40 protein-coding genes are annotated in these 20,184 nt (G+C 67.4%); 35 read left to right on the top strand and 5 right to left on the bottom strand.

Annotated elements, in window-relative coordinates:
* Window positions 1–3: 3 nt before the first annotated feature.
* From AC11WY_RS10275 to AC11WY_RS10255, 5 genes are read right to left on the bottom strand one after another with little or no spacing between them, the layout of a single operon-like run.
* Window positions 4–912 (bottom strand): hypothetical protein, encoded by a 909-nt coding sequence (locus tag AC11WY_RS10275; protein WP_482925062.1) that lies wholly within the window; start codon window positions 910–912, stop codon window positions 4–6.
* Window positions 909–1,295, bottom strand: a complete 387-nt coding sequence (locus tag AC11WY_RS10270) for a hypothetical protein (protein WP_482925061.1) — start codon at window positions 1,293–1,295, stop codon at window positions 909–911. The genes AC11WY_RS10275 and AC11WY_RS10270 overlap by 4 nt, the downstream gene beginning before the upstream one ends.
* Window positions 1,292–1,687 carry a hypothetical protein gene (locus AC11WY_RS10265; RefSeq protein ID WP_482925060.1) on the bottom strand — a complete coding sequence of 132 codons (396 nt, stop codon included), beginning with the start codon at window positions 1,685–1,687 and terminating at the stop codon, window positions 1,292–1,294. The genes AC11WY_RS10270 and AC11WY_RS10265 overlap by 4 nt, the downstream gene beginning before the upstream one ends.
* The gene (locus AC11WY_RS10260; protein ID WP_482925059.1) at window positions 1,674–2,882 is read right to left on the bottom strand and encodes a hypothetical protein; all 1,209 of its coding nucleotides are present in this window, start codon (window positions 2,880–2,882) and stop codon (window positions 1,674–1,676) included. Before AC11WY_RS10260 ends, AC11WY_RS10265 begins: the two co-directional genes overlap by 14 nt.
* A complete protein-coding gene (locus AC11WY_RS10255; protein WP_482925058.1) occupies window positions 2,873–3,052 on the bottom strand; it encodes a hypothetical protein in 180 nt (59 codons plus the stop codon). Before AC11WY_RS10255 ends, AC11WY_RS10260 begins: the two co-directional genes overlap by 10 nt.
* 105 nt (window positions 3,053–3,157) lie before the next feature.
* On the opposite strand from AC11WY_RS10255, the gene AC11WY_RS10250 reads away from it, so the two are divergent.
* The 35 genes from AC11WY_RS10250 (at window position 3,158) to AC11WY_RS10080 (ending at window position 20,161) form a co-directional block, all read left to right on the top strand.
* Window positions 3,158–3,376 (top strand): hypothetical protein, encoded by a 219-nt coding sequence (locus tag AC11WY_RS10250; protein WP_482925057.1) that lies wholly within the window; start codon window positions 3,158–3,160, stop codon window positions 3,374–3,376.
* Window positions 3,366–4,091, top strand: a complete 726-nt coding sequence (locus AC11WY_RS10245) for a hypothetical protein (protein WP_482925055.1) — start codon at window positions 3,366–3,368, stop codon at window positions 4,089–4,091. The genes AC11WY_RS10250 and AC11WY_RS10245 overlap by 11 nt, the downstream gene beginning before the upstream one ends.
* Complete coding sequence (locus AC11WY_RS10240) at window positions 4,092–4,667, top strand: RuvC family protein (protein ID WP_482925053.1); 576 nt, start codon at window positions 4,092–4,094, stop codon at window positions 4,665–4,667.
* A gap of 408 nt (window positions 4,668–5,075) precedes the next feature.
* Entirely contained in the window at window positions 5,076–6,596 is a 1,521-nt protein-coding gene (locus AC11WY_RS10235; protein ID WP_482925051.1) for a DnaB-like helicase C-terminal domain-containing protein, read from the top strand.
* Window positions 6,596–6,808 (top strand): hypothetical protein, encoded by a 213-nt coding sequence (locus AC11WY_RS10230; protein WP_482925049.1) that lies wholly within the window; start codon window positions 6,596–6,598, stop codon window positions 6,806–6,808. Before AC11WY_RS10235 ends, AC11WY_RS10230 begins: the two co-directional genes overlap by 1 nt.
* Window positions 6,805–7,878 carry a DUF1376 domain-containing protein gene (locus AC11WY_RS10225; protein ID WP_482925047.1) on the top strand — a complete coding sequence of 358 codons (1,074 nt, stop codon included), beginning with the start codon at window positions 6,805–6,807 and terminating at the stop codon, window positions 7,876–7,878. The genes AC11WY_RS10230 and AC11WY_RS10225 overlap by 4 nt, the downstream gene beginning before the upstream one ends.
* Window positions 7,878–8,072 (top strand): Acb2/Tad1 domain-containing protein, encoded by a 195-nt coding sequence (locus AC11WY_RS10220; protein WP_482925045.1) that lies wholly within the window; start codon window positions 7,878–7,880, stop codon window positions 8,070–8,072. The genes AC11WY_RS10225 and AC11WY_RS10220 overlap by 1 nt, the downstream gene beginning before the upstream one ends.
* 3 nt (window positions 8,073–8,075) lie before the next feature.
* Window positions 8,076–8,309 (top strand): hypothetical protein, encoded by a 234-nt coding sequence (locus AC11WY_RS10215; protein ID WP_482925043.1) that lies wholly within the window; start codon window positions 8,076–8,078, stop codon window positions 8,307–8,309.
* 4 nt (window positions 8,310–8,313) lie between these two features.
* On the top strand, window positions 8,314–8,445 hold the full coding sequence (locus AC11WY_RS10210; protein ID WP_482925041.1) for a hypothetical protein: 132 nt from the start codon (window positions 8,314–8,316) through the stop codon (window positions 8,443–8,445).
* Window positions 8,442–8,633 (top strand): hypothetical protein, encoded by a 192-nt coding sequence (locus tag AC11WY_RS10205; RefSeq protein WP_482925039.1) that lies wholly within the window; start codon window positions 8,442–8,444, stop codon window positions 8,631–8,633. The genes AC11WY_RS10210 and AC11WY_RS10205 overlap by 4 nt, the downstream gene beginning before the upstream one ends.
* A 319-nt stretch (window positions 8,634–8,952) precedes the next feature.
* Window positions 8,953–9,174 carry a hypothetical protein gene (locus tag AC11WY_RS10200; RefSeq protein WP_482925037.1) on the top strand — a complete coding sequence of 74 codons (222 nt, stop codon included), beginning with the start codon at window positions 8,953–8,955 and terminating at the stop codon, window positions 9,172–9,174.
* Window positions 9,171–9,323, top strand: coding sequence for a hypothetical protein (locus AC11WY_RS10195; RefSeq protein ID WP_482925035.1), 153 nt, complete (start codon window positions 9,171–9,173; stop codon window positions 9,321–9,323). Before AC11WY_RS10200 ends, AC11WY_RS10195 begins: the two co-directional genes overlap by 4 nt.
* A gap of 288 nt (window positions 9,324–9,611) precedes the next feature.
* Window positions 9,612–9,812 (top strand): hypothetical protein, encoded by a 201-nt coding sequence (locus AC11WY_RS10190; RefSeq protein ID WP_482925033.1) that lies wholly within the window; start codon window positions 9,612–9,614, stop codon window positions 9,810–9,812.
* Between the two features lie 101 nt (window positions 9,813–9,913).
* A complete protein-coding gene (locus tag AC11WY_RS10185; protein WP_482925031.1) occupies window positions 9,914–10,090 on the top strand; it encodes a hypothetical protein in 177 nt (58 codons plus the stop codon).
* Window positions 10,090–10,263, top strand: coding sequence for a hypothetical protein (locus AC11WY_RS10180; protein ID WP_482925029.1), 174 nt, complete (start codon window positions 10,090–10,092; stop codon window positions 10,261–10,263). Before AC11WY_RS10185 ends, AC11WY_RS10180 begins: the two co-directional genes overlap by 1 nt.
* Window positions 10,263–10,454 carry a hypothetical protein gene (locus AC11WY_RS10175; protein ID WP_482925027.1) on the top strand — a complete coding sequence of 64 codons (192 nt, stop codon included), beginning with the start codon at window positions 10,263–10,265 and terminating at the stop codon, window positions 10,452–10,454. The genes AC11WY_RS10180 and AC11WY_RS10175 overlap by 1 nt, the downstream gene beginning before the upstream one ends.
* Window positions 10,455–10,578: 124 nt before the next feature.
* Window positions 10,579–11,676: a hypothetical protein gene (locus tag AC11WY_RS10170; protein WP_482925025.1), complete on the top strand. Its 1,098-nt coding sequence runs from the start codon at window positions 10,579–10,581 to the stop codon at window positions 11,674–11,676.
* Between the two features lie 105 nt (window positions 11,677–11,781).
* Window positions 11,782–12,243 (top strand): hypothetical protein, encoded by a 462-nt coding sequence (locus AC11WY_RS10165; RefSeq protein WP_482925023.1) that lies wholly within the window; start codon window positions 11,782–11,784, stop codon window positions 12,241–12,243.
* Window positions 12,240–12,506 (top strand): hypothetical protein, encoded by a 267-nt coding sequence (locus AC11WY_RS10160; protein ID WP_482925021.1) that lies wholly within the window; start codon window positions 12,240–12,242, stop codon window positions 12,504–12,506. The genes AC11WY_RS10165 and AC11WY_RS10160 overlap by 4 nt, the downstream gene beginning before the upstream one ends.
* 117 nt (window positions 12,507–12,623) lie before the next feature.
* On the top strand, window positions 12,624–12,800 hold the full coding sequence (locus AC11WY_RS10155) for a hypothetical protein (protein WP_482925019.1): 177 nt from the start codon (window positions 12,624–12,626) through the stop codon (window positions 12,798–12,800).
* Window positions 12,797–13,153: a hypothetical protein gene (locus AC11WY_RS10150; protein WP_482925017.1), complete on the top strand. Its 357-nt coding sequence runs from the start codon at window positions 12,797–12,799 to the stop codon at window positions 13,151–13,153. The genes AC11WY_RS10155 and AC11WY_RS10150 overlap by 4 nt, the downstream gene beginning before the upstream one ends.
* The gene (locus tag AC11WY_RS10145) at window positions 13,150–13,737 is read left to right on the top strand and encodes a hypothetical protein (RefSeq protein WP_482925015.1); all 588 of its coding nucleotides are present in this window, start codon (window positions 13,150–13,152) and stop codon (window positions 13,735–13,737) included. The genes AC11WY_RS10150 and AC11WY_RS10145 overlap by 4 nt, the downstream gene beginning before the upstream one ends.
* Window positions 13,734–13,937 carry a hypothetical protein gene (locus tag AC11WY_RS10140; RefSeq protein WP_482925013.1) on the top strand — a complete coding sequence of 68 codons (204 nt, stop codon included), beginning with the start codon at window positions 13,734–13,736 and terminating at the stop codon, window positions 13,935–13,937. The genes AC11WY_RS10145 and AC11WY_RS10140 overlap by 4 nt, the downstream gene beginning before the upstream one ends.
* Before the next feature lie 27 nt (window positions 13,938–13,964).
* A complete protein-coding gene (locus tag AC11WY_RS10135) occupies window positions 13,965–14,150 on the top strand; it encodes a hypothetical protein (RefSeq protein ID WP_482925011.1) in 186 nt (61 codons plus the stop codon).
* Window positions 14,151–14,214: 64 nt separating this feature from the next.
* Window positions 14,215–14,844 (top strand): hypothetical protein, encoded by a 630-nt coding sequence (locus tag AC11WY_RS10130; protein WP_482925009.1) that lies wholly within the window; start codon window positions 14,215–14,217, stop codon window positions 14,842–14,844.
* The gene (locus tag AC11WY_RS10125) at window positions 14,844–15,593 is read left to right on the top strand and encodes a hypothetical protein (protein ID WP_482925007.1); all 750 of its coding nucleotides are present in this window, start codon (window positions 14,844–14,846) and stop codon (window positions 15,591–15,593) included. Before AC11WY_RS10130 ends, AC11WY_RS10125 begins: the two co-directional genes overlap by 1 nt.
* Before the next feature lie 59 nt (window positions 15,594–15,652).
* Window positions 15,653–15,859 carry a hypothetical protein gene (locus tag AC11WY_RS10120; protein ID WP_482925005.1) on the top strand — a complete coding sequence of 69 codons (207 nt, stop codon included), beginning with the start codon at window positions 15,653–15,655 and terminating at the stop codon, window positions 15,857–15,859.
* On the top strand, window positions 15,856–16,242 hold the full coding sequence (locus AC11WY_RS10115) for a hypothetical protein (RefSeq protein WP_482925003.1): 387 nt from the start codon (window positions 15,856–15,858) through the stop codon (window positions 16,240–16,242). Before AC11WY_RS10120 ends, AC11WY_RS10115 begins: the two co-directional genes overlap by 4 nt.
* Window positions 16,239–17,612, top strand: coding sequence for a DNA polymerase III subunit beta (gene dnaN / locus AC11WY_RS10110; RefSeq protein ID WP_482925001.1), 1,374 nt, complete (start codon window positions 16,239–16,241; stop codon window positions 17,610–17,612). Before AC11WY_RS10115 ends, dnaN begins: the two co-directional genes overlap by 4 nt.
* Window positions 17,612–17,887, top strand: a complete 276-nt coding sequence (locus AC11WY_RS10105; RefSeq protein WP_482924999.1) for a hypothetical protein — start codon at window positions 17,612–17,614, stop codon at window positions 17,885–17,887. The genes dnaN and AC11WY_RS10105 overlap by 1 nt, the downstream gene beginning before the upstream one ends.
* Entirely contained in the window at window positions 17,884–18,183 is a 300-nt protein-coding gene (locus AC11WY_RS10100) for a hypothetical protein (protein ID WP_482924997.1), read from the top strand. Before AC11WY_RS10105 ends, AC11WY_RS10100 begins: the two co-directional genes overlap by 4 nt.
* The gene (locus tag AC11WY_RS10095) at window positions 18,180–18,383 is read left to right on the top strand and encodes a hypothetical protein (protein ID WP_482924995.1); all 204 of its coding nucleotides are present in this window, start codon (window positions 18,180–18,182) and stop codon (window positions 18,381–18,383) included. Before AC11WY_RS10100 ends, AC11WY_RS10095 begins: the two co-directional genes overlap by 4 nt.
* The gene (locus AC11WY_RS10090; protein WP_482924993.1) at window positions 18,380–19,636 is read left to right on the top strand and encodes a DNA-methyltransferase; all 1,257 of its coding nucleotides are present in this window, start codon (window positions 18,380–18,382) and stop codon (window positions 19,634–19,636) included. Before AC11WY_RS10095 ends, AC11WY_RS10090 begins: the two co-directional genes overlap by 4 nt.
* Entirely contained in the window at window positions 19,633–19,863 is a 231-nt protein-coding gene (locus AC11WY_RS10085) for a hypothetical protein (protein WP_482924991.1), read from the top strand. Before AC11WY_RS10090 ends, AC11WY_RS10085 begins: the two co-directional genes overlap by 4 nt.
* Window positions 19,853–20,161, top strand: coding sequence for a hypothetical protein (locus AC11WY_RS10080; protein ID WP_482924989.1), 309 nt, complete (start codon window positions 19,853–19,855; stop codon window positions 20,159–20,161). The genes AC11WY_RS10085 and AC11WY_RS10080 overlap by 11 nt, the downstream gene beginning before the upstream one ends.
* The last annotated feature ends 23 nt before the right edge of the window (window positions 20,162–20,184 follow it).

The raw sequence follows: 20,184 nt of genomic DNA, 5'->3' as shown, positions 1-20,184 counted from the left end.
TCCTTAAGGTTTCGGCCGACTGGCCGTGGTTGAGGCGACGACGTCGACATAGAATTCGACGCCAGGGATGATGGGGGCTGGGTCGGCCTTCGCGGCGCGCGCGATGGCGTCGATTACTGCGCTTTCGCTGAGGTAGGGCGCAAGGGGGCCAAGGCTGGCGCGCAAGGCCTCGCGGCTGTCCTCGCGGCCCCAGCGCCACTTGCGCTCTTCGGTCAGCTTCGAGGCGCCGCCGCCACCGGCGGTGCGCTCAAGGGCCGTGTCGGCCTTTCGCTCGGTGCGATCGGCAGCCTTGGACAGCTTCTGGCGGTCCTTCTCGGCCTGTTCCTCGGCGTCGCGGGCCAACTGGGCGTCGCGCTCGGTGTTGACCGCCAGCGCCGCCGCCGCCTCGCGCTCTTCGGCCGTGTTGGCGTCGATGATCTTCTGCCGCGCCGCCGCCGCCTCGTCCTCCAGGCGCTGACGCTCGGCCGCTTCGTCCTGGCGCCGCTGCTCGGCCTCCTGTTCGAGCCGCCGCTGCTCGGCCAGCTTCGCCTGCCGCTCCTGCTCCAGCTTGACGGCCTTCGCCTGGAGGAAGGGCCCGTTGCGGCGCTCCAGCTGGTCGGCGGTGGCCTTCATCGCGTCGCGGACAGTGGTGAACAGGGCGTCGGAGCCGCGCCCCATGCCCAGCAGCGGGCGCTTGGCGTCCTCCCGCGCGCCCTCCAGGCGGCGGGCATATCCGCGCAGCTTGACGACCATTTCATTGATCGCGGCCACGTCCTCGTCGGAGGCCGGGGCCTTGGGCGCGCCGGCGACGTCGAATTCCAGATCGACCCGCTCGGCCAGCAGATCAGCGTTTTCCAGCCGCACGCGGCTGACGAAGGCCTCGACCTCGTCAGGAGGATTGTTGTGGCCGATGGGGGGGGCTTCGCCGGTCATTGCGCCACCGCCGAGCGCCGCTCGATCTCGGCTGCGATTTCCTCAACCTGCGCCGCAATGGACTTGTGGGCGCGCGCAGAGCCGGGCCCCCAATGCCGCCGCGCCTCTTCAACGCTGAAATTGCGACAACCGGCCATCACGCGCCATTGGCCACGGATCGGGACGGCCCACATCGGGTATCCGCGCGCGTTCTTTCCTACGTCGATGCAGAATGAGGCTCCTCTGGCGTCGACGTACTCAGCCGCCGGAAGGTCCGGCAGGCTGGTCAGGCCCGTGCAGCCGCTGACGTTGACGGTCTTAACTATGGCCACATCCATCTTCGCGAATGTCTCTAGCGAAATGGTCCGACCGTTGACGCTGATGAAAATCTTATCCGGGGTCATATCAGCTTCTCCGTTTGTCCTGGCGCCAGCGCCCAGGCGCCGTCGCGGTGGATGACGATCAGGCCATCTTTGACCATGCCCGATCTGGCCGCGCCGCCGCTGGTGATCCCCCACCCGGCCGAGGCGACGGCCAGGGCGATGTCCTCGTTCGACATCGGCCGGCCGGCCTTTCGCAGCGCCTCAAGGATGATCGACCGCACGCTCGGCTTGCCGCTCCTGGACCTGCGCGTTTTCCGATCGGCGGTCCCGTTGATCTCGGGCAAAGGGAGCGCCACGCTGCCGATGTGGAGATTGCGCACGTTGCTGAGGTGCGGGGCGAGCGCGGTGAGCGCGTCCGGCTGGTGCTCGGCCGCGACGGCGAAGCTGAAATAGATCAGGTTAGACTGGTTCACGCTCGTCTTCCTCGAAAGCCGCCCCGTGGTGTTCGTCGACGTCGGCGGACCAGGGCGGCAGAAACACGCGGGGCTCGTAGCCCTCGTTGGTGTAGTGGACGTCCTCGACCCGCGCCCATGGCTGATCGAGACCGTATTTGCGCACCGCGCCGAGATAGAATTCCAGCGCCTTGATCCGCTTGGCCTCGCCGGCGGCGCGCAGCTCGGTCGGCTCGTTCTGCCGCGTGTCCTCGTTCCATTGCCAGGAATGGTCGTAGACCGGGAACAGGATCGGGGCGTGGCCAACGACCGGGTCGGGCTTCTGGTAGAACAGCCAGACGTAGTCGCCGTCGGGCGACTGGTCGGGGAAGGTGGCGATCCAGCGCCGCTGCTCGGGCGAGCCGCCGAACAGCCTTCCGTCGCCGATCAGCCGCATCGCCTGCTGGCGGGCCTCGAAATGGTCGGCGCGCTGGATGTCATAGCCGCGCTTGGCGATCAGCTCGCCGGTGAAGAAGCGCAGGCTCTGGCCGTTGTAGTTGTCGAGACTCTTCAGATCGAGGGTGAAGGCGGGAAGCAGGCTGTCGAACCGCGCCCGGCGCCTGATCCCGCGCTCGTCGGTCCAGAACACCGACACCTCGGTCAGGGTGGGGTGGCTGTCGTCGAACAACTGGCGCACGTCGGCGTTGTCGTCGCGCTCGACGATCGCCACCTCGCGCATGAACCGCAGTTGGCGGTCCTCCAGCGCCGTGACCACCTTGCGGCCGGCCTGGACGTTGTCGTTGAAGTCTTCGAGGATGTTCGACCAGACCGGCACGTCAGGCAGGCTGGCGCGCATGGCGTCGAGGAAGTGCTGCTTGACCTTGAAGTGCGGCGGGATCGAGAAGCCTTCGTCGCGCAACCGGCGCTCCAGGTCTTCCTTCGTGTCGATCAGGCCGGGGAAGGTGCGGGGGTCCGGCTCGGGGACGTAGCGGGCCTCGTAGGCGGCGATCCCTTCGAGCAGGATGGCGTGCAGCGCCGAGCCCGCCGTGCGCGCCGGGGTGTCCTTGTCGACAAACTCGGTGTTGTAGGCGCTCGCCCACCACCAGCCCCACTTCTTGAAGTACAGCCTGATCAGGTCGGTCGAGCCCAACGCCTCCTGCGCGAAATAGTCGCGCTCGGGCAGGTTCAGATAGACCCCGTCGGGCAGGGGCGTGGCCCAGGAGAGTTTCAGAGCCATATCGCGGCCAGCACGTCGGCGAAGCCAACCCAGGTGATCGCCCAGGCGAGACGGCTCGCCGAGACCTCGCGGGCGACCGCGGCGTTGGAGACGCTGATGGCCGTGCCCACAACGAGGACCGTGGCGGCGCACTTGACGACGATGTGAAACAGAAGGGCGGCGAGGGTCATGCGGTCCTGGTGTGAATCGGGTGAAGACCCTCGCTAAGTAGACCTGCGCTATTGCAGATGCAAGCCCACCTTGACTAACCGAACCGCATCAGCGCAGGTTCGGGCATGGCTCGCATCATTCCCCACCCGCTCGCCGCCGATCTGCATGACCGCGCCTACCGTGCGGGAATCCTGATCACCGAGGTCCTGGCCGAGGCCGGCGTGGCGCACAACACCTGGGCGAGGATGCGGGCCGGCGGCGACTTCCGGGCCAGCACCTACCTGCGCCTGGAGGCCGCGATCACAACCATCATCGAACGCGAGGAACGAGCACATGGCGGCTAAAGCAGGATCACGGGCGGGCGACCAGCCGGCCCCCAATCGCACCGAGGAAGAGCGGGAGGGCGCGCTGCGGCGCGCACTGGACGATCTGCAAAAGCTGGGCGAGGCCAAGGAAGAGGCCGAGCGGCCGGTGCAGGCGGTCAAGAAGAGGATCAAGGCGCTTCGCGGCAAGATCGAACTGGACGGCTTTCCCTTGGCGACGGTCGACAAAATCCTGGCCATGCGCAACCGCTCGCGCGGCGATCTGGCCAACGAGGCCGAGATCGAGGCCTGGATGCTGCGCGCCGCTGGTCTTCCCGTCGGCGGCACGAAGAACCCGTTCAAGGAAGACGTGGTGCTCTACGACGGCGACTACTGGGAGGACTACGGTAAGCAGCTGGGGCTCGCTGGCAAGCCGGGCGAAGTGCCCGCCGGCTGCCCGCCGGAATTTCACCAGCGCCTGCTCAAGGGCTGGGGCATCGGCCAGGAGCAGTTGGCCTGGGCGCTGAGCGACCGAGGCGTCAACCCCGAGGGGTCGAGGACCGATATCGCGGTCTCGCCGGTCGAGCACACGGCTGAGGACGGTGACGACGTGCCGTGCCCGACCTGCGGCGGTCCCGAGGGCGAAGGTCCGCCGGACGACGCCGACGTGTGCCCGGACTGCGGTCTGGCCTGGGATAGCGCCGACGAAGAGAAGGCGCACGCCACGGCGCTGCCCGAGGGCGAGACCGTCAGCTAGATGATGATGCTGTTTCTCGACACGTCGTCCACCCTCACCGGTTACGCGGTGGGGGATGGGCGCGTGGCGCCCGAGTGCGGGGCGTGGGATTTTTCCGACTGCGGCGGCGACCTGGGACGCCTTGGGCTGGCGCTGAGCAACCGCCTGCGGGACATCCAGCGGCGCACGAATTTCACCTATCTCGGCTATGAGTCGCCGCTGCTGATTGTGCGCAACCCCAATGCGCCCGGCGCCGGTCGCCCAACCGACACACTCGACAAGCTGCGCATGCTGATGGGCTTCGGCATGGTCGCCGAGACCTGGGCGCTGAAGCGCGGCATCCGGCGGCGCGAGGCGGCGCCGGTGAAGATCAAGAAGGCGCTGACGGGTGATTCGCACGCCAAGAAGCCGGCGATGGTCGCCGCGGCTCTGCGCTGCGGTGTGACGCTGCCGGCCACCGACGCCGCCGGCCGAAAGGACGCCGCCGACGGCTTCGCGGGCTGGTATTACTGCCTGTCGCTGGACCACCCCGACCGGGCGATCCGCGAGAAGTGGGATCGGATCGTCTACACCCAGGCGCGCGGGGCGCTGACGTGAAGGTCGACCCGTTCAACATGGGCGTCGACTCGACCCCAGACCCAGCCCCGCCGACCGTCAAGCCACAACAAGTTGAGGCGCCCCGAAGGACCCAACCCACGCTCCGAAACCATCTGTGTTCGGCGCAAGACTGCTACCAGTGGGGCTCGTTCGGCTACATGGCGCAAGGGATTGAATCCTCGCGCTGGTTCTGCTTCGCGCACGCGCCGGCAGACTTCTTTCCAGGGCGTCGTGGCCAATTGACACGCTAGATTTCACGGGAGTAGTGCTCACCCCAGGCGCGGTCTTCAGTCGCGCCTGGGGGAGACTTCGGCGGCGGGCCGCCTCGCTCCCTCCACCAGGAGAAAAGGGGGGCATGCCCGTGCCTTGTGGCCCATATAGACAATCCATCGCCGCGAGCCAAGCGCCATGGCGCTAGTTCCGGCGCTCGATCCGAGCCAAAACGACAACGCGGAAGACGCCAGGACGATCCCGCACAACATCGAACTGGAGCAGGCGCTGCTGGGCGTCCTGCTGTTCGACAACGAGACCTTCCACAAGATCGAGGCGCCGCTGGAGCCGCGCCACTTCTATGAGCCGTTTCACGCGCGCCTGTACGCCGCCGTGGCCGGCGCGATCTCGCGCGGGGTCGCCGCCGAGCCGTTCGCGATCGGACAGGGGTTCCTGGGCGATTCGGCCTTCCAGGAGCTGGGTGGGCTGCGCTATCTGGCTGATCTGGTCGACCGGGCCCCGCCGTCCGCTGGCGCAGGCGAATTCGCCGCGACCATCGTCGATCTGGCGATCCGCCGCGATCTGATGCGCCTGGGCGCGGACATGATCGAGGCCGCCGCCGGGGCCGGCGCCCGCGCCCAGATCGAGGCGGCCGAGGCCGAACTGCTGGCCATGAACGCGACGACCCGCCGGGCGTCCCTGGTGACCATCGGCGACGCGCTCGATCACATGGTCGCCTACATCGACGACCGCTCCCAGCCGGTGGGCATCATCACCGGGCTGCGGCCGCTGGACAACCATATCGGGCCGCTGCTGCCGGGCGATCTGATCGCTATCGGCGCGCGACCCAACATGGGCAAGTCCGCCCTGGCGACCGCGCTGGGGACCAATGTCGCCTCGCCGCAGCTGGCGGCGCATATGAACGGCGTCAGCCCGCGCGATCTGCCGGGCGCTCGCGGCGTGATCGCCATCCATGCCGAAATGACCTTCGGCGATGCGGCCACCGGAGGACAGGCCGTGCGTCGCCACCTCAGCGACATCGGCTTCAGCCTCTATGGCGCGGCCTTCCCCACATACCGCGACATCCGCGACAAGAAGGTCTCGGCCGAACAGCGGGTGATGGTGATCGAGGCGGCCGACTATCTGCGGCGCCTGCCGATCGTGGGCGTCAAGCGCACCGGCCTGACCCTGTCGTCGCTCCGGTCCATGGCGCGCCGTCAGGCGGCCCTGTGGCGGCGCCAGGAAGTTGAACTGGGCCTGATCACCGTCGACCATGTGGGGCTGATGAAGGTCGAGGACGGCCGCAAGGACCTGCGCGAGGCCCAGACCGAGATCAGCCATGGCCTGAAGGAGTTGGCGGACGAACTGGGCTGCGTGATCTGCGCGCTGATCCAACTCAGCCGCAAGGTCGAGGACCGCAACGACAAACGCCCGCAGATATCCGACCTGAAGGAGTCGGGCGCCTGGGAAGAAGACGCCGACGTGGTGATCCTGCCCTACCGCGACGCCTACTACGCCAGCCGCGAGAAGGAGCCCAACTCCACCGACCAGCCGCTGAAGTGGAACGACTGGGATCAGCGCCGCAAGTCGCCCGAGGTCGAGCTGATCATCGGCAAGCTGCGCGAGGGCGCCAGCGGCGATTCGGCCAGCGTGTGGGCCGACATGGGCCACAACGCCTTCCGCGGCGCGGCGCCCGAGAAGATGGAGGTGCTGTTCTGATGGCCATTACGTCGGCTGAAATCTACGCGCTGTCGCGCCTGGGCTATTGGATAATGCCCATCCCGCGCGTCGAGAACGGAAAAGCGGCGCCATGCTTCGAGGCGGTCCCGCCGGGCAGCAACTTCTTCGACGGCGGTTCGCTCCGTAGCGTCGCGTCCAAAGATGAAGCCTGGGAGACCGCTCGCGCACACTTTCTTGAGAGCCCAGCATGACCGACTACAAGCGCGACCCCCGCAAGGCCATCAGCGGCACGCTGCACCTGACCATGGAAGAGCGCGGCGCCTACTTCGGGCTGCTCGACCTGATCTACGAGCGCGGATCGGCGTTTCCCGACGACGACGACAAGATCGGCGCGCAACTGAACGTCCGCGCCAGCCTGTGGAAGAGATTGCGCAAGCAATTGCTTGATAAGGGGCGAATTCGCTCGGTCGACGGCTATCTGACCGACGACGAGGCCGAAAAGCAACTTGCGGTGCAGGATAGGCTCAGCGTGACCCGCGCGCTGGCGGGCTCTGGAGGGGGTCTGGCGAGGGCCGCGAAGTCCCACCAAACTCGACTTAAGTCGACTAAACTCGACTTAAGTGCCACTAAAGTCGAGTTTGGTCCGAAAACAGGCCCCGAAATCCCTGATGATTCCTCGGTTTGGGTCAAGCATTTGCCTCTTATCAAAGAGAAGAGAAGGGAAGAGAAAGAGAATCCCCTCCCTAGTCCCCCCCCAACGGTCGATGCAGACGGCGTCGACGTGGTGCTGAAGGCGGCGAACCTGATCTTCGCCAGTTTGCCGAAAGAGGTGAGGGGTCGGTTTCGCGGCGGACCGGCGGTGATCGGCCGATGTCTGCGCACCATCGTCGAGCGGGGCGAACGGCTGGAGGCGATCACCGGGGCGGCGGCGGCCTACTACGCCCACCCCGCCACGCTGGCCGAGGGCTGCCGCTACGCCGTCAACCCCGACCGGTTCCTGGTCAACGGCGAGCCCGGCGAGGAACGCTGGCGCGACTGGGTCGGGGCCGACGCGCCGCTGCCGGTCCAGGCGGCGGTGGACGAGTTGCGCGACCCGTCGGCGCCGGAAGAGACGGTGCTGTGGGCCGGACGCCAGTACGCCGTGCCGAGGGGACGGCCGACCGCCGAGGTCCAGGCGATGGTCACCTGGGCGCAGGAATGGCTGGCCAAGCCGGACGGCTGGAAAGCGCGTGACAGGGGTCCCAAACCGGGGCAACCTGGGTGTCGGCTCTGGCCTAGCGTGGCCGAGGCGTTCGAGATCGAAATGGCGAAGGTGGCGTGATGGGCAGCAGGTTCAGGCCGGAATATCGGGCGCTCTCCGACGACGAGAAGGCGAACGTGCACAATATCAAGGTTTTCGCTGATGGCCTCGCCGACATGATCGACGGAGGCGCCCCCGACGGCCGCGAGAAGGCGCTGGCGCTGACCAAACTGGAAGAAGCCGTCATGTGGGCCGTGAAGGCCGTCACCGGGTGATCCATGGCAGGCTTCGACGAAACCACTGAGCAGGCCGGCGCGCCCAAGCGCATCGCCACGCTGAGGAAAAACCCCGAGGACGGCGGCCAGTACCTCGTCGCTTGCTGGAGCACCGACGACCAAAACTTCGAGGTGGCCATCTTCAGCGGCCCGCACGCCCTCGACCGCGCCGTGGGCTTTGCCGGCGGCGACTGGTTCGACGGCTGGAGAGACCCGCAAGGGCTGACTGGAACCTAGCGCCATGGCCGCCAAGCCCAAACCCAAACCCCAGACCCCGTCCGGCGGCTACAAGGTCCAGGTCGGCCCGACCAAGCCGCCGTTCGGCTCGATGCTGAAACCCGACAAGGGTGCGGCGAAGGGGAAGGGCCGGTGATCCCCGGCGACGGGCGGTGGTGGCGCGAGCAGCCCGCGCCGGTGGTGGTCGACGGCCGCGCCTACTACCCGCCCGCCGGGCTCGACTTCACCGCCACCGCGGCGTGGCTGATCGAGCAGATCGACCTGGGCGACGAAGCGCCAGGGTTCACGCTCAAGGATCGGGACGACTTTGCCGTCGCCGCTTGAGCGGTTCCTGTACGGCGCCGAGGGCAAGCCGCCGGCGTCGCCGTCCCCGAGCGGTCTGGCGGGGCTGACATGCGGGGGCTGCGGCAACCTCGACAAGCGGCCGATCGACAGCGGGCTGCGCTACTGCTGGCGGCACATGAACTGGCGTGGACCCACCGCGGACGCCTGCCTCAGCTTCAGCGTCCAGCAGACCCATAGCGCGCCCTTCCACCGGCCGATTTGACGTGGGCGCCGATGCGCGGCATGTTCCGCGTCGGCCGGTAGGGAGACATATTTCCCATTGAGACCACGGTCTCAGCCGGCGACTGGGGGCCTTCCGGTGAAGCCAGAGCGCGTGATCGAAATCCTGACGAAGGCCGGGCGGTCGATGACCACCGGCGAGATCGCCCAGGAAGGCCCCGCCGACCAGCGCGAGGCCTACAGCTGCCTAAGCATGATGGCGGCCCGTGGCCAGCTCCAGAAGGGCCGCAGCGGCGGCGCGAAGGCCAAGCCGGGCAAGAAGGCGGTGAAGTGGCGACTGCCCCAGGAGTGTTCCACGTGAAACAGCAACTGATGGTCGGCGTCTGCCGCAGGCCGCTGGTGGTCGAGGCGATCCGCGCGACGATCCGGCGCATGGAGGCCGAACGGGATATGTATTTCCAGCGCGCGGCTGATCACTCGGCGAAAATGAAGGCGCTGGCCGAGGTCTGAGCAACCCCTTGCGCTGGTGGAATTCTGGCGCGAGCGATTTTCGCGGGCCAATGCGCCCGAAACCGCAAAAACCCGCCCACGGCCTTCTAATGGGCTAAAATCACCATCGCCCCTTGCGCATACGATATGGCAGGTCTAGTTATGACCTCGCCAAGCGGGGCGCATGAGTACAGCCGGCGCGGCGCCCGATGGGGTCGCTTAGAGCCCCCCGACAAGACACCCCACGGGGAGAGGCCCGCGATCAATCCAGGTCGCGGGCCTCTTGCGTTGGGTAGGAGGACGCGAACCATGAAGATCGCCACCACTATCCGCCCGGCCCCGTTTGGCGGCCTTCCGTCCGGCGTAGCTTGGCATTACATCGAGGCGCCGCAGGACGGCCGCACCTATCAGGACATCCCGCGTTCGCGCTATCGCTACGGCGTCATCCAGACCGACCGCGACCTGACGACCGACGAGATCGACCGATTCGACCTAGTCGAGGTCGACTAGAAAAATCTCCACCACCGCTCTTGCATCCGGCAAAAATGCCGCCTACCTTGTGACTCAGCCGAGCGGGGCTTCAGCCCGCTCTTCAACACCAGGACGACCCAATGCAAGTCTACACTTCGCCGTCGGGCATCGCGGTCCACAGCCGCGAGCCCATGTCGACCGCCGAACTGATCGCCTTCGATGAACAGTTCGGCTCCCTTCCCGTCCTCGACGAGGACTTCGACGATGTCGAGCCGTTCTACACGCTCGGCGCGCCGAGGCTGCGGGAGGGGTTCTGATGGACCGCGCCCGCGACCCCTACCGTCTGGTCGACACCGTCGCCACCGCCGAGGAAGCCGGCTGGGACCTGACTAAGCCCAACACCCTCAACCGCGCCCGTGCGCTGCTCGAACGCATCCTGCGCTCCGACGCGCCCGATCTGGCCGACATCGTCTACGGGGAGGCCGTCTGATGGCCAAGGCCAAGAAACAGCACACCATCACCGTCACCGTCACCGCCCCAGCGTGGCTGACCAGGACCCAGGTCAAGAAAGAGGTCCGCACGCTGATCAACGAGTCCACCCCCTGGGGCCATGTCCGGCTCGACGGCGCGGGCTACGAGGAAGTCAACCACGGCGACATCAAGGTCAGGAGGTTCGAATAGGCAAAAAACAGGTCGAAACCGGGCGCTCTTCGCGGACGCCCGGTCCAGCGGTCAGGCCGCTGCTGACGAGACCATCACGGCTTTTCAGATCATCCGGGCCCAGGCCCACCGAAAGGACTACTCCATGACCACCCTCTCCGAAGCATCCCACCAGTGGTACACCCGCGCGGCGGACGAGCGTTTCCTGTCCCTGCCGTCGCTGCGCGACTTCAAGCAATCGGTCGCCAACGACGCCCGCGCCCAGGTCGTCTCGACCCGCAAGCTGCAAGCCGTCCCCGTCGACGGCGACAGCAGGGCGCTCGCCCTGCTCGTCGACGACCAGCCCACCCTGCCGACCAACTGGGCCTTCTCCCAGCTGGCCCAGCGCGCCGGGGCGCCCGCCTCCTACCTGCCCAAGCTGCGGCCCGATCTGGCGGCCGACTGCATCAACTACGGGCTGGCGCGCGAATCGATCACCGACGTCGGCATCTACACCCACGACCACCTGAAGCTGGGCCACGCCCAGCTGGCGGCGGCCACCGGCCCCAACTACGGCCGGGTCCGCGACCTCGACATCGTCCAGCAGCTGATCGACCGGTTCGGCGATGGCGTTACGGGCGATTGGACTGTCCCTGGCGAGTTTGGCGTCGCCCTCGACGAGGTGACCAAGGACAACACCACCCTCTATGCCAGCGACCGGAATATGTTCGTGTTCCTGGCCGACGAGAAGAACCGGATCGAGGTTCCCAACCGCCGCAATGGCGAGTCGGGAACCCTGGCGCGGGGCTTCTTCGTCAAGAACAGCGAGGTCGGCGACACTACCTTGTCGATCACCGGCTTCCTGTTCGACTACGCCTGCAAGAACCGCACGGTGTGGGGCGCCGAAGAGATCAAGGAAGTCTCGATCCGCCACTCCAAGAGCGCGCCCGAGAAGTTCCTGGAGGAAGTCGCCCCGGCCCTGGACGCCTATTCGAAGTCGTCCTGCCTGTCGATCACCCAGGCGATCGAGAACGCCAAGTCCAAGCGGATCGACGACATCGACGACTTCCTCAAAGGTCAGACCTTCAGCCGCTCGGCGGCCAGCGCGATCAAGCTGGTGCACGTGGCCGAGGAAGGCCGTCCGATCGAGACCCTGTACGACGCCTCCACCGCGATCACCGCCTACGCTCGCGGCGTGAAGTATCAGGACCAGCGGGTTGACTTCGAGCGGATCGGCGGAAAGGTGCTGAAGCTGGCGCAATAACCGCTCGCCACGGTAGGCCTTCGAGGCCGGGAAGGGCGCCACCGCGAAAGCGGCCCGGCGCCCTTAGCCGTGACTGAAACCCAACCCCACCAGGACCTGATCCCCATGCCCTACACCCAGCTAGACGACCGCCCCGACCTCGTCCACCTCCCCGACGCCACCTTCATCGAGACCGCCAAAGAAGTGCTGGCCGCCGCCGAGGCCATCATCCGCCGCCGCGCCGGCGTGAGCGCCGACGACCAGCGCTCGGTCTGTTTCGGCTGCCTGACCACGGTGATCCACAACATGGCGGTCGAGGCCTTCGCCGACCACGTCGACGCCGGCCCCGACAAATTCACGCGCAACGCCGAGGTCACGGCCGTCGCGCGGGACTTCGAACACCTGGGCATCACGACGGCCAAGATTTGCCAGAACAAGGGCCGCGCGCACATGCAGGCTCAGCCCCAAGAGGTTCAGATCGCCGTCGGCAACGCGCTTGTTCGCGGCCTCCTGGGCGACGACGATCTCATGGACGCGGCCTTCGAGGCCGACGCGATCGTCGCCGCGGCCAGCGAGCCGGTGCTGTGAGGGTCGAGCTGCTGCTGATCGTCGGGGGCGCGCCGCAACGGCCGCCCCTCGCCACCCTCGACTGGGACAGCGCCCCAACCGCCGGGGAAGGCATCATCTGGGGCCCACGCCAGTATCGCTGCGTCGGCCGCGCGTGGCGGCTGGAGGGAACCCCGCCCACGGCGATGATCGGCGTGCTGCTGGAGCAGGTGGGAGGGCCACCCCATGTGGTCGTCGAGGGCAGCGGGCTGACGCCCGGCTCCCTGATCAAGGGATTAGGATAGATGGCCAACAACGCAAAGACCGAGCCCGCGGCTCGGACGTCCGTCTGCTTCAGGGCACAAGGCTTTCTGGCATCCAGAGAAGTGAACACGCACCCGCATTGCATAGGCTCGTTGTGCATGGCGTGGCGCTGGTCGGAAGCCAAGCGCACCGGCGCCTTCCTCGCGGCCGTCCGGGCCCACATGAATACCCAGCCAAAACCCAACTTCAACACCGCCCTTCAGGCCGTGTTCGCGGCCGAGGGCGACCGGTTCGAGCATACCGAGGGCTATTGCGGCGCGGCGGGCCCGGCATGAGACCGATCATCGTCACTTCCCCCACCGGGGAAAAGCGTCGGCTGACCCCCTGGGGCATCCTCGGCTGGCGCGCGGCCGATATCCCCGCCGCCAAGCCCGGCGAGGCGACCAAGGTCTACGCCGGCACGATGATCGCCACGGTCGACGGCCAACTGGTCGGCGTGCGCGAGACCGAGGAACAGCTGGATTATTTGTTCGAGTTGGCCATGAGCCCTGGTCGATACGGCAATCCGGCCATAACCCACGACCCGTGGTTCAACGACCACGCGCCCCAGCCCGGCGATGACGGGCGACGCAACGACCACCAGCCCGCCGGCGAGCCGCCCGCGCGCACCCCAGCGAGGAAGCTATGACCGACCAGAACAAAGGCCCCACCGTCGTCGTGGTGGGCACGGGCTCGACCGCGATAGCCGTCCTGGCCGCGCTCGCGGGCCAGCCGGACGCCATCAAGGACGACCGCGTCCTGGACGAGGTGCTGTCGATCCCCGACATCGCCGGGCCCCACGGCCGCGCCTGGAAGATCGACATGGAGCGCCTGAAGCGGACTTTCGCGCCGGACGATGCGACCCTCGAAGCCTGGATAATCGAGGCGCGCTGGGCTCACCCGGTGTGGCATAGCTATGTGCTGTTCCTGATCCACCTGGAGCCGATCGCAGGGCGTCCGCTGCCGGTGATCACCCGCGAAGGCGCACGCCACCAGTTTTTCCTCTACGCCCTGCCGCCGGATGACGACCGGCAGAAGGCGATCGATGGCGAGGCTATTCCCGCCCTGCTCACGCCGGTCAACTTCAGCGCCTACCTGACGGCCGACAGCGACGAAGACGCCCGCGCCCAGATCGAGGCGGCCGTCACCGACATCGTCGAGGGACGGCTGAACCCGGATACCGACGCGCTGGAGACCTGGGCCAACCGATTCGGCCGCGAAATGCTGCGGTGACCGTCTGGTTCGACCAGCTGGGGACCTGCGAAGGCCCGCTCTGCACGCGAGCCGCCAAGGGCATCCTGCGCGCCGAATCGGGCGACCACATCGCCAAGCTGTGTCACACCTGCGGTCAGGCGGCGATCAAGCACGACAGGATGCTGGAGCAGGAGGGTTCCCACACCGCGCCCTGGTGGAAGCGGCGCACCCTTCCCTAACCTCCCCACTGTTGTCAGCGTCCCCGCATGGGGGACGTTGGCTGGCTCACGGTCGGGGCGCTCGTCTACCGCGTCGGCTCGTCGAGGCGGATGCTGGTGGTCGAGTTGGACCCCGAGACGCTGACGGTGATCTGCGCCTGGGTTCCAGGAACCGGCCGCCGTCCGTTCGAGCAGCGATTCCACGCCAGCGCCCTGCGCCGCGAGCCGGTATAGCTTTCCTGAAAAATGGTGCTTATCGTGCGCTCGATCCGTAGGGCCAACTCAGGGGGAACGATCCATGGCCGCTGCCACCGTCAAAATGCAGGCGCCGTCGACCATCACCACCGGTTCGGTGTTCGGCGCATCAGGCGCGACCTACACGCTGGACGCCTACGGGCAGATCAGCGGCGTGTCCTACCCCGACATCGGCCCGCTGATCGCCTCGGGCTGGACCGTCATCGGCGTCGGCCGCAACAACCTCTCGGCCACCACTGATCCCGGCGCGTCCAACGACGTCAGCCAGGACTACACGGTGGGCTCGCTGTGGATCAACACCACCAAGCAGCGCCCCTGGCGCGCGGTGGCCGTGGGCACCGGGGCGGCCATCTGGCAGGAAGAGGCCAACGGCATCCCCGACTTCCTGACCGCCGTCGGGTCGGTCCAGGCGTCGGCGACGCCGTTCACCGCCCCGGACGCGATCATCAGCGTCTCGACCACCTCGGCCAAGGGCATCCGCCTGCCGGCGCCGGTCACCGGCCGCCGCCGCCGGGTGTTCTCGAACTGCACCCAGGGGACGAAGGTCTACCCCTCGACCGGCACGCGAATCGGCTCGACCGCGACCAACACCGCCGTCGTCGTCGCGGGCTTCAAGTCCTTCACCCTGGTCGGGGTCAACACCAAGACCTGGGCGCTGGCCAAGTCCGCCTAGTGCTGTCGCCGATCGATTCGGTCGCCGAGCCGGTCAAGGCCGACCTGCGAGCGCACGTGGCCCATGCGCTCACCCTGGGGCTTCCCGAGGTCGACATGCTCGGCTCCGGGGGGCCGATCGCCATCGTCGGCAACGGACCGTCCGCGCGGGCCTATGAGGGCTGGTTACCAACCTTAGCCATCAACGGCGCGCTGCGGCTGTTCCCAGACGGGCCCGACTACTGGGCCGCCTGCGATCCCCAGGCCCTCGTCTGCAACTTCCTCAAGGACGCCCCCAGGCGCACCACCTACCTGATGGCCTCCAAGCTTCACCCCGCCGTGTTCCACATGGCTATGGACATGGGGCTCAATATCCAGTTGTGGCACAGCGCCGACGAAGAGACCCAGGACCTGCTGGTCGGCAAGGAGCGCGTGCCCACCGCGGTCAGCGTCACCCTGTCGGCGATGGAGCTGATGGTCGGCGCGGGCTTCGACTGGGTCGAGACCTGGGGCTGGGATGGCTGCCTGCTCGACGGCGAGCACCACGCGGTCGACCAGTGTCACGTCGCCGAAGAGATCAGCTTCACGGTCGGGGCCGACCTCAGCATGGGCTTGATCGTCGGCGGCGAGACCTTCCGCACCACCGGCACCTGGGTCAACGAGGCGCGCGACGCCTGCGCCCTGCTGGAAACCTGCGGCTATGACGTGAAGGTCCATGGCCCAGGCATGATCGGCGCGGTGCTGCGCTCCAGGGGCTTGCAAGCGGCATAATTGCCGCCTATGTAGGTCGGGCCGGGCTTCAGCCGGTGCAGCACCAGGACTATCCGAACGTGACCACCAAATTCATCGCCGTCCGCGTCCACGGCCTTCCCGAGGACGAAGAGCATTATGTCTCGTCCTACGATGCGAAATTCGGCTGCGCGATCACCGCTCACGGTGATAACGCCCACGCCTTCGACACGTGGGATGAAGCGCTTGAGGCCGCCCGCTCCGCTGGGAGCGCCTTCGAGGTCGGCGCGGTCGAGGTGAACCCTTGACCGCCCCGCTCTGCCGCAACTGCGGCGCCCCCATCGCCAAGAAGACCACCACCGTCTGGTTCGGCGAGGGGCCGATCGCCTGCCGGCGCGACCCCTCGACCAGCTTCGCGGCCAAGCCGCGCACGCTGGAAGAGGCCGCGAAATACTCCAACCACCAGATCGTCTCGCACCGCTTCAGCGACGTCGACCGCTCCGTCCGGGTGATGCACGTCTGGGACGGCGATTCCTACCAGGACGACGCCTTCCACAGCCAGAGCTGCGCGGCGGCGTTCGGGCGCGCCATGGCCAAGCAGTTCCCCAACTGGTCCATGCCGCCCTACCATGTGGCGAAAGTCGCCCAGGCCGAGTCTTCAACCCCAGAGCCCCACCAGGAAACCCAATGACCCAATCCGCCACCGTCGCCGTTCCGAGCAGGAGCGACATCAAAGCCGCCGTCGGCCGTCTGGCCACGCCGGACGTGCGCTCGATCCTCGCAGACCTTCTTGCCGGCGACTCGACCGCCGTCGGAACGCTGGCGGCCATCCTTGAGCGCGACGCGTCGCTCCCCACGGCCAAAGCCACCACCACCGCCCACGGCGGCTTCACCATGGACGCCAAGTCCCTGACGAAAGCCCTGCGCATTGTCGGCCGCGCGGTCGACCACCGCGCGACCATGCCGATCCTGAGCGACATCCACCTCGTCGGCCTTGGCGACAAGCTGACCCTCTACGGGACCGACCTGGACCGCCAGATCGCCGTCACCGTCGAGGCGCCCGGCATCGAGACGTTCGAGGCCTGCACGGAGCTGAAACCGCTCCTGGGGCTGCTGAGCAAGTCGGCCGGTCAGGTCGACTTCAAACTCGATGGCGAGCGCCTGAACGTCACCGTCGGCGCCGACACGACCGGTTTCGCGACGCTGCCGGCGGACGACTTCCCGCACATGGTCATCCCCAAAAGCCCCTTTTTGCTCGACGACAAGCCGATCCGAATTCGCGGACCCCTGCGCGAGCTGTTCGACTTCGTGCGCCCGGCGATCTCGACCGAGGAAACCCGCTACTACCTCAACGGGGTCTTCCTGCACGCCCGCCCAGGGCCGGAAGGTCAGCTGTCCAGGCTGACCGCCGTCGCCACCGACGGTCACCGCCTGCTGAAGACCGACGCCGACGGCGGCTATGCGCCGTTCGGGGCCATCATCCCCCGGCCGGCGGTCGAGGACATCGTCTCGATCCTCAAGGGCCGCGAGCACGACAACAACAAGATCGACCTGTTCGGCGCGACTCATGGCCGTCTGGTCGCGGGGCCGGTGGTCGAGACCTTCAAGCTGATCGACGGGTCCTTCCCCGACTACGAGCGCGTCATCCCAGACGAGGCGTCGACATGGAAGGCGAGCGTGCCGACCAAGGCGCTGCTGACCGCCGTCGAGGCCCTCGTCGCCCTCAGCGGGGAAAAGACCGCTGGCGTGCGCCTGACCTTCGTCGGCCACGACACGCTGCGCCTGAACCTCAGCGGCAGCAACGGCCTGATGACCATGCGCTCGATCCGCTGCAAGGCCGACCCGAAGCTGGACAAGGAGGAAATCGCCATCAATGGCCACTATCTGGCCTCGATGCTGAAGACCTTCGGCGGCGAGAGCGTCACCTTCGGTTTCGCCAAACGCACCAAGGCGTCAGCGGAAAGCCTTGTCGGTCCTACGACCCCCGGCAACAGCCCGATCCGGGTCACCAATGAGGCCGAGGGCGCGGTCGGCGTGCTCATGCCGATGAGGGTCTCCTGATGACCGTCGAACCGCTGAAGAGGACCTTCCCCGCCACGGCCAGTCCCGCCGCCCGCGCCCAGTTGGCCAGAGACGAGGCGAGGGTGCTGGCCAACTACGCCGTCGACGAGCTGATCATCAAGACCCGCCAACTGGCGGTGCTGGCGGCCGAAGTGGCGGCGCTCGGCGATCTGGCCCTCCCCGGCGTGCGCGACTACGCCCGCCGCTGGGCCGACACCTGCACTGATCAGGCCCAGGCCATCGAGGCGATCCAGTCGAGGGAGTTGAAGAAATGACCGGCGCCGATCTGATCACCTGGGCCGAGGACCGCGGCATGACGCTCGAACAGCTGGCGGCGCAGACCGGCTCCAGCGAGCGGGCGATCCGCAACTACCGCGCGGCGGTCGACAAGGCGATCCCGCTGAAGCTGAAGCTGGCGCTGGAGGCGTTGGAAAGCCGGGAATTGATCAAGGCGAAGGACAGGGTGCTGATCGCCGTCGCCCTGTGGTTTAGCAACCGTCACCATACCTCTATCGCCGCCGCTTGCTGCAACGCCGCCAACCTCACCCGCTCCGAAAAGGTGCGCCCGTGAGCGACCTGCACAAGGTCTACCATCCCAACGCGGGCCAGCGCTACGAGTGCGCCGCCTGCGGCGGGTGCATCCATTTCGGCGACCGCTACGCCTACCACACCTTCAAGGTCGACTGCGGCCCCGAGGGCGTCTTCTTCGCCGATCTGCACCTGTGCCTGCGCTGCGACGACGCCAGCAGCCGCGACGGGGTGTTCGCTTGAGCGCCACCCGCATCATCGTCGGCGATTGTCGTGCTGTGCTGGCCGATCTGCCGGCCGCCAGCGTCGACTGCGTGGTGACATCGCCGCCCTACTATGGCCTGCGCGACTACGGCCACGACGAGCAGATCGGCCTGGAGCAGTCGCCGCAGGCCTACGTCCAGGCCCTGGTCGAGGTCTTCCGCGAGGCCCGGCGCGTGCTGAAGGACGACGGCGTCGTCTGGATCAACATCGGCGATTCCTATGGACGCGCCCCCGCCAAAGGCGGCTCTGGGCCGAACGGCAAGAACAAGGACGCGTGGGGATATCGCGACGCCCAGGTCGCGCGCCAGCGCGGCGGACCGCCATCGGCGTCCTCGACCCTCAAGGGCAACGGCCATGTCGGGGGCGGCCCGAAGTTGAAGACCCTGAGCCCGGTGTCCAAGATCGGCTCGTCGGATGGCTTCGTGGGCCCGGGGGACGGCCCCGGAACGCGCGCCGGTGGCGACAAGCAATTGTTGGGCATCCCCTGGCGTCTGGCGTTCGCCCTCCAGGACGACGGCTGGGTGCTGCGCCAGGAGATCGTCTGGCATAAATCCAACCCCATGCCCGAGAGCGTCGCCGACCGCTGCACCAAGGCGCATGAGTCGATCTTCCTGCTGGCCAAGTCGAGCCGGACGCTGCTGTACCGCGCGGTCGACTCGCGGGAGTGGTCCTACAGCCCCGATCTGAGCGAGAAGATCGCCAAGCCGACGACGGACGATCCGGCCCGCATGGTGGCCCGCTGGCGCGGCTTCGACTACTATTTCGACCAGGATGCGATCGCGGAGCCGTCCATCTACGCCCCAGGCGAGACTCGCCATGTCGAGCGCCCTGGCGGATACTACGACGGAAAATGGTCGGAGCGGGCCGAGGACGGCCTGCGCGGCGGTTCATTCAAGGCGATCCGCGAGACCCGCAACAAGCGCTCGGTCTGGACCGTCGCGACCCGTCCCTACGCCGAGGCGCACTTCGCCACCTATCCGGTCGAACTGATCGAGCCGTGCATCCTCGCCGGCTGTCGGCCCGGCGGGGTGGTGCTGGATCCCTTCGGCGGCGCCGGAACCACCGCGCTCGCCGCGGCCGGCCTTGGTCGCTCGGCGATCCTGATCGAGGTCAATCCCGACTATGCGGCGATGGCGCAGAAGCGACTGAAGGCGTCGCTGGTCGCCGTCGCCGGCGCGAGCGAGGCCGACGACCACAGCGGCATGCCGCTTTTCGCCGAGGACCGACCATGAACCGCACGATCGTCATCCCCGACAACAGCCTGCTGACGGCCTATGAGGCTGACGTGGGCGATCACGACTGGTCGCGCAACCCGCTCATGCTGATCCGCGTCGAGCCGGGCGTGCATTTCGTCGTGCGCCGCGAGACCTACAAGGCGCCGTTCGGGGTGATCATCTGGATCGACGTCTGCCTGGAGCGGCAGCTGGTGCTGGGAAAGGGGTTCGTCGATGGCCGCTGAGATCGGACCGAACATGGCGGTCAGGTGCATCGAAGAGTGCGCCGAGCCCGGCGTCGACCCAATCGTTGGGCGCGTCTATTGGGTGCGCGAGGTGAACAGCGGCGGGGGAGCGATCTGCTTCACCTGCTATCGCATGAACCGCAAATGCCCAGATGTAGGCCTTTCGTTGCACCGTGTCGCCCACCCGGTGTGGGATGGCCTCGTCGGGTGGCATTGCGCCAGCTGCTTCGTCCCCCTGGACGGCGACGAGACCTTCGAGGGCGAAACCCGCAAGGTTAGCGAAGGAGTCGACGCATGACCAAGCAACTGCACGAAATGACC

It is taken from the genome of Solirhodobacter sp. (genome assembly GCF_964715405.1).
This window is presented reverse-complemented; position numbering and strand designations above follow the sequence as displayed.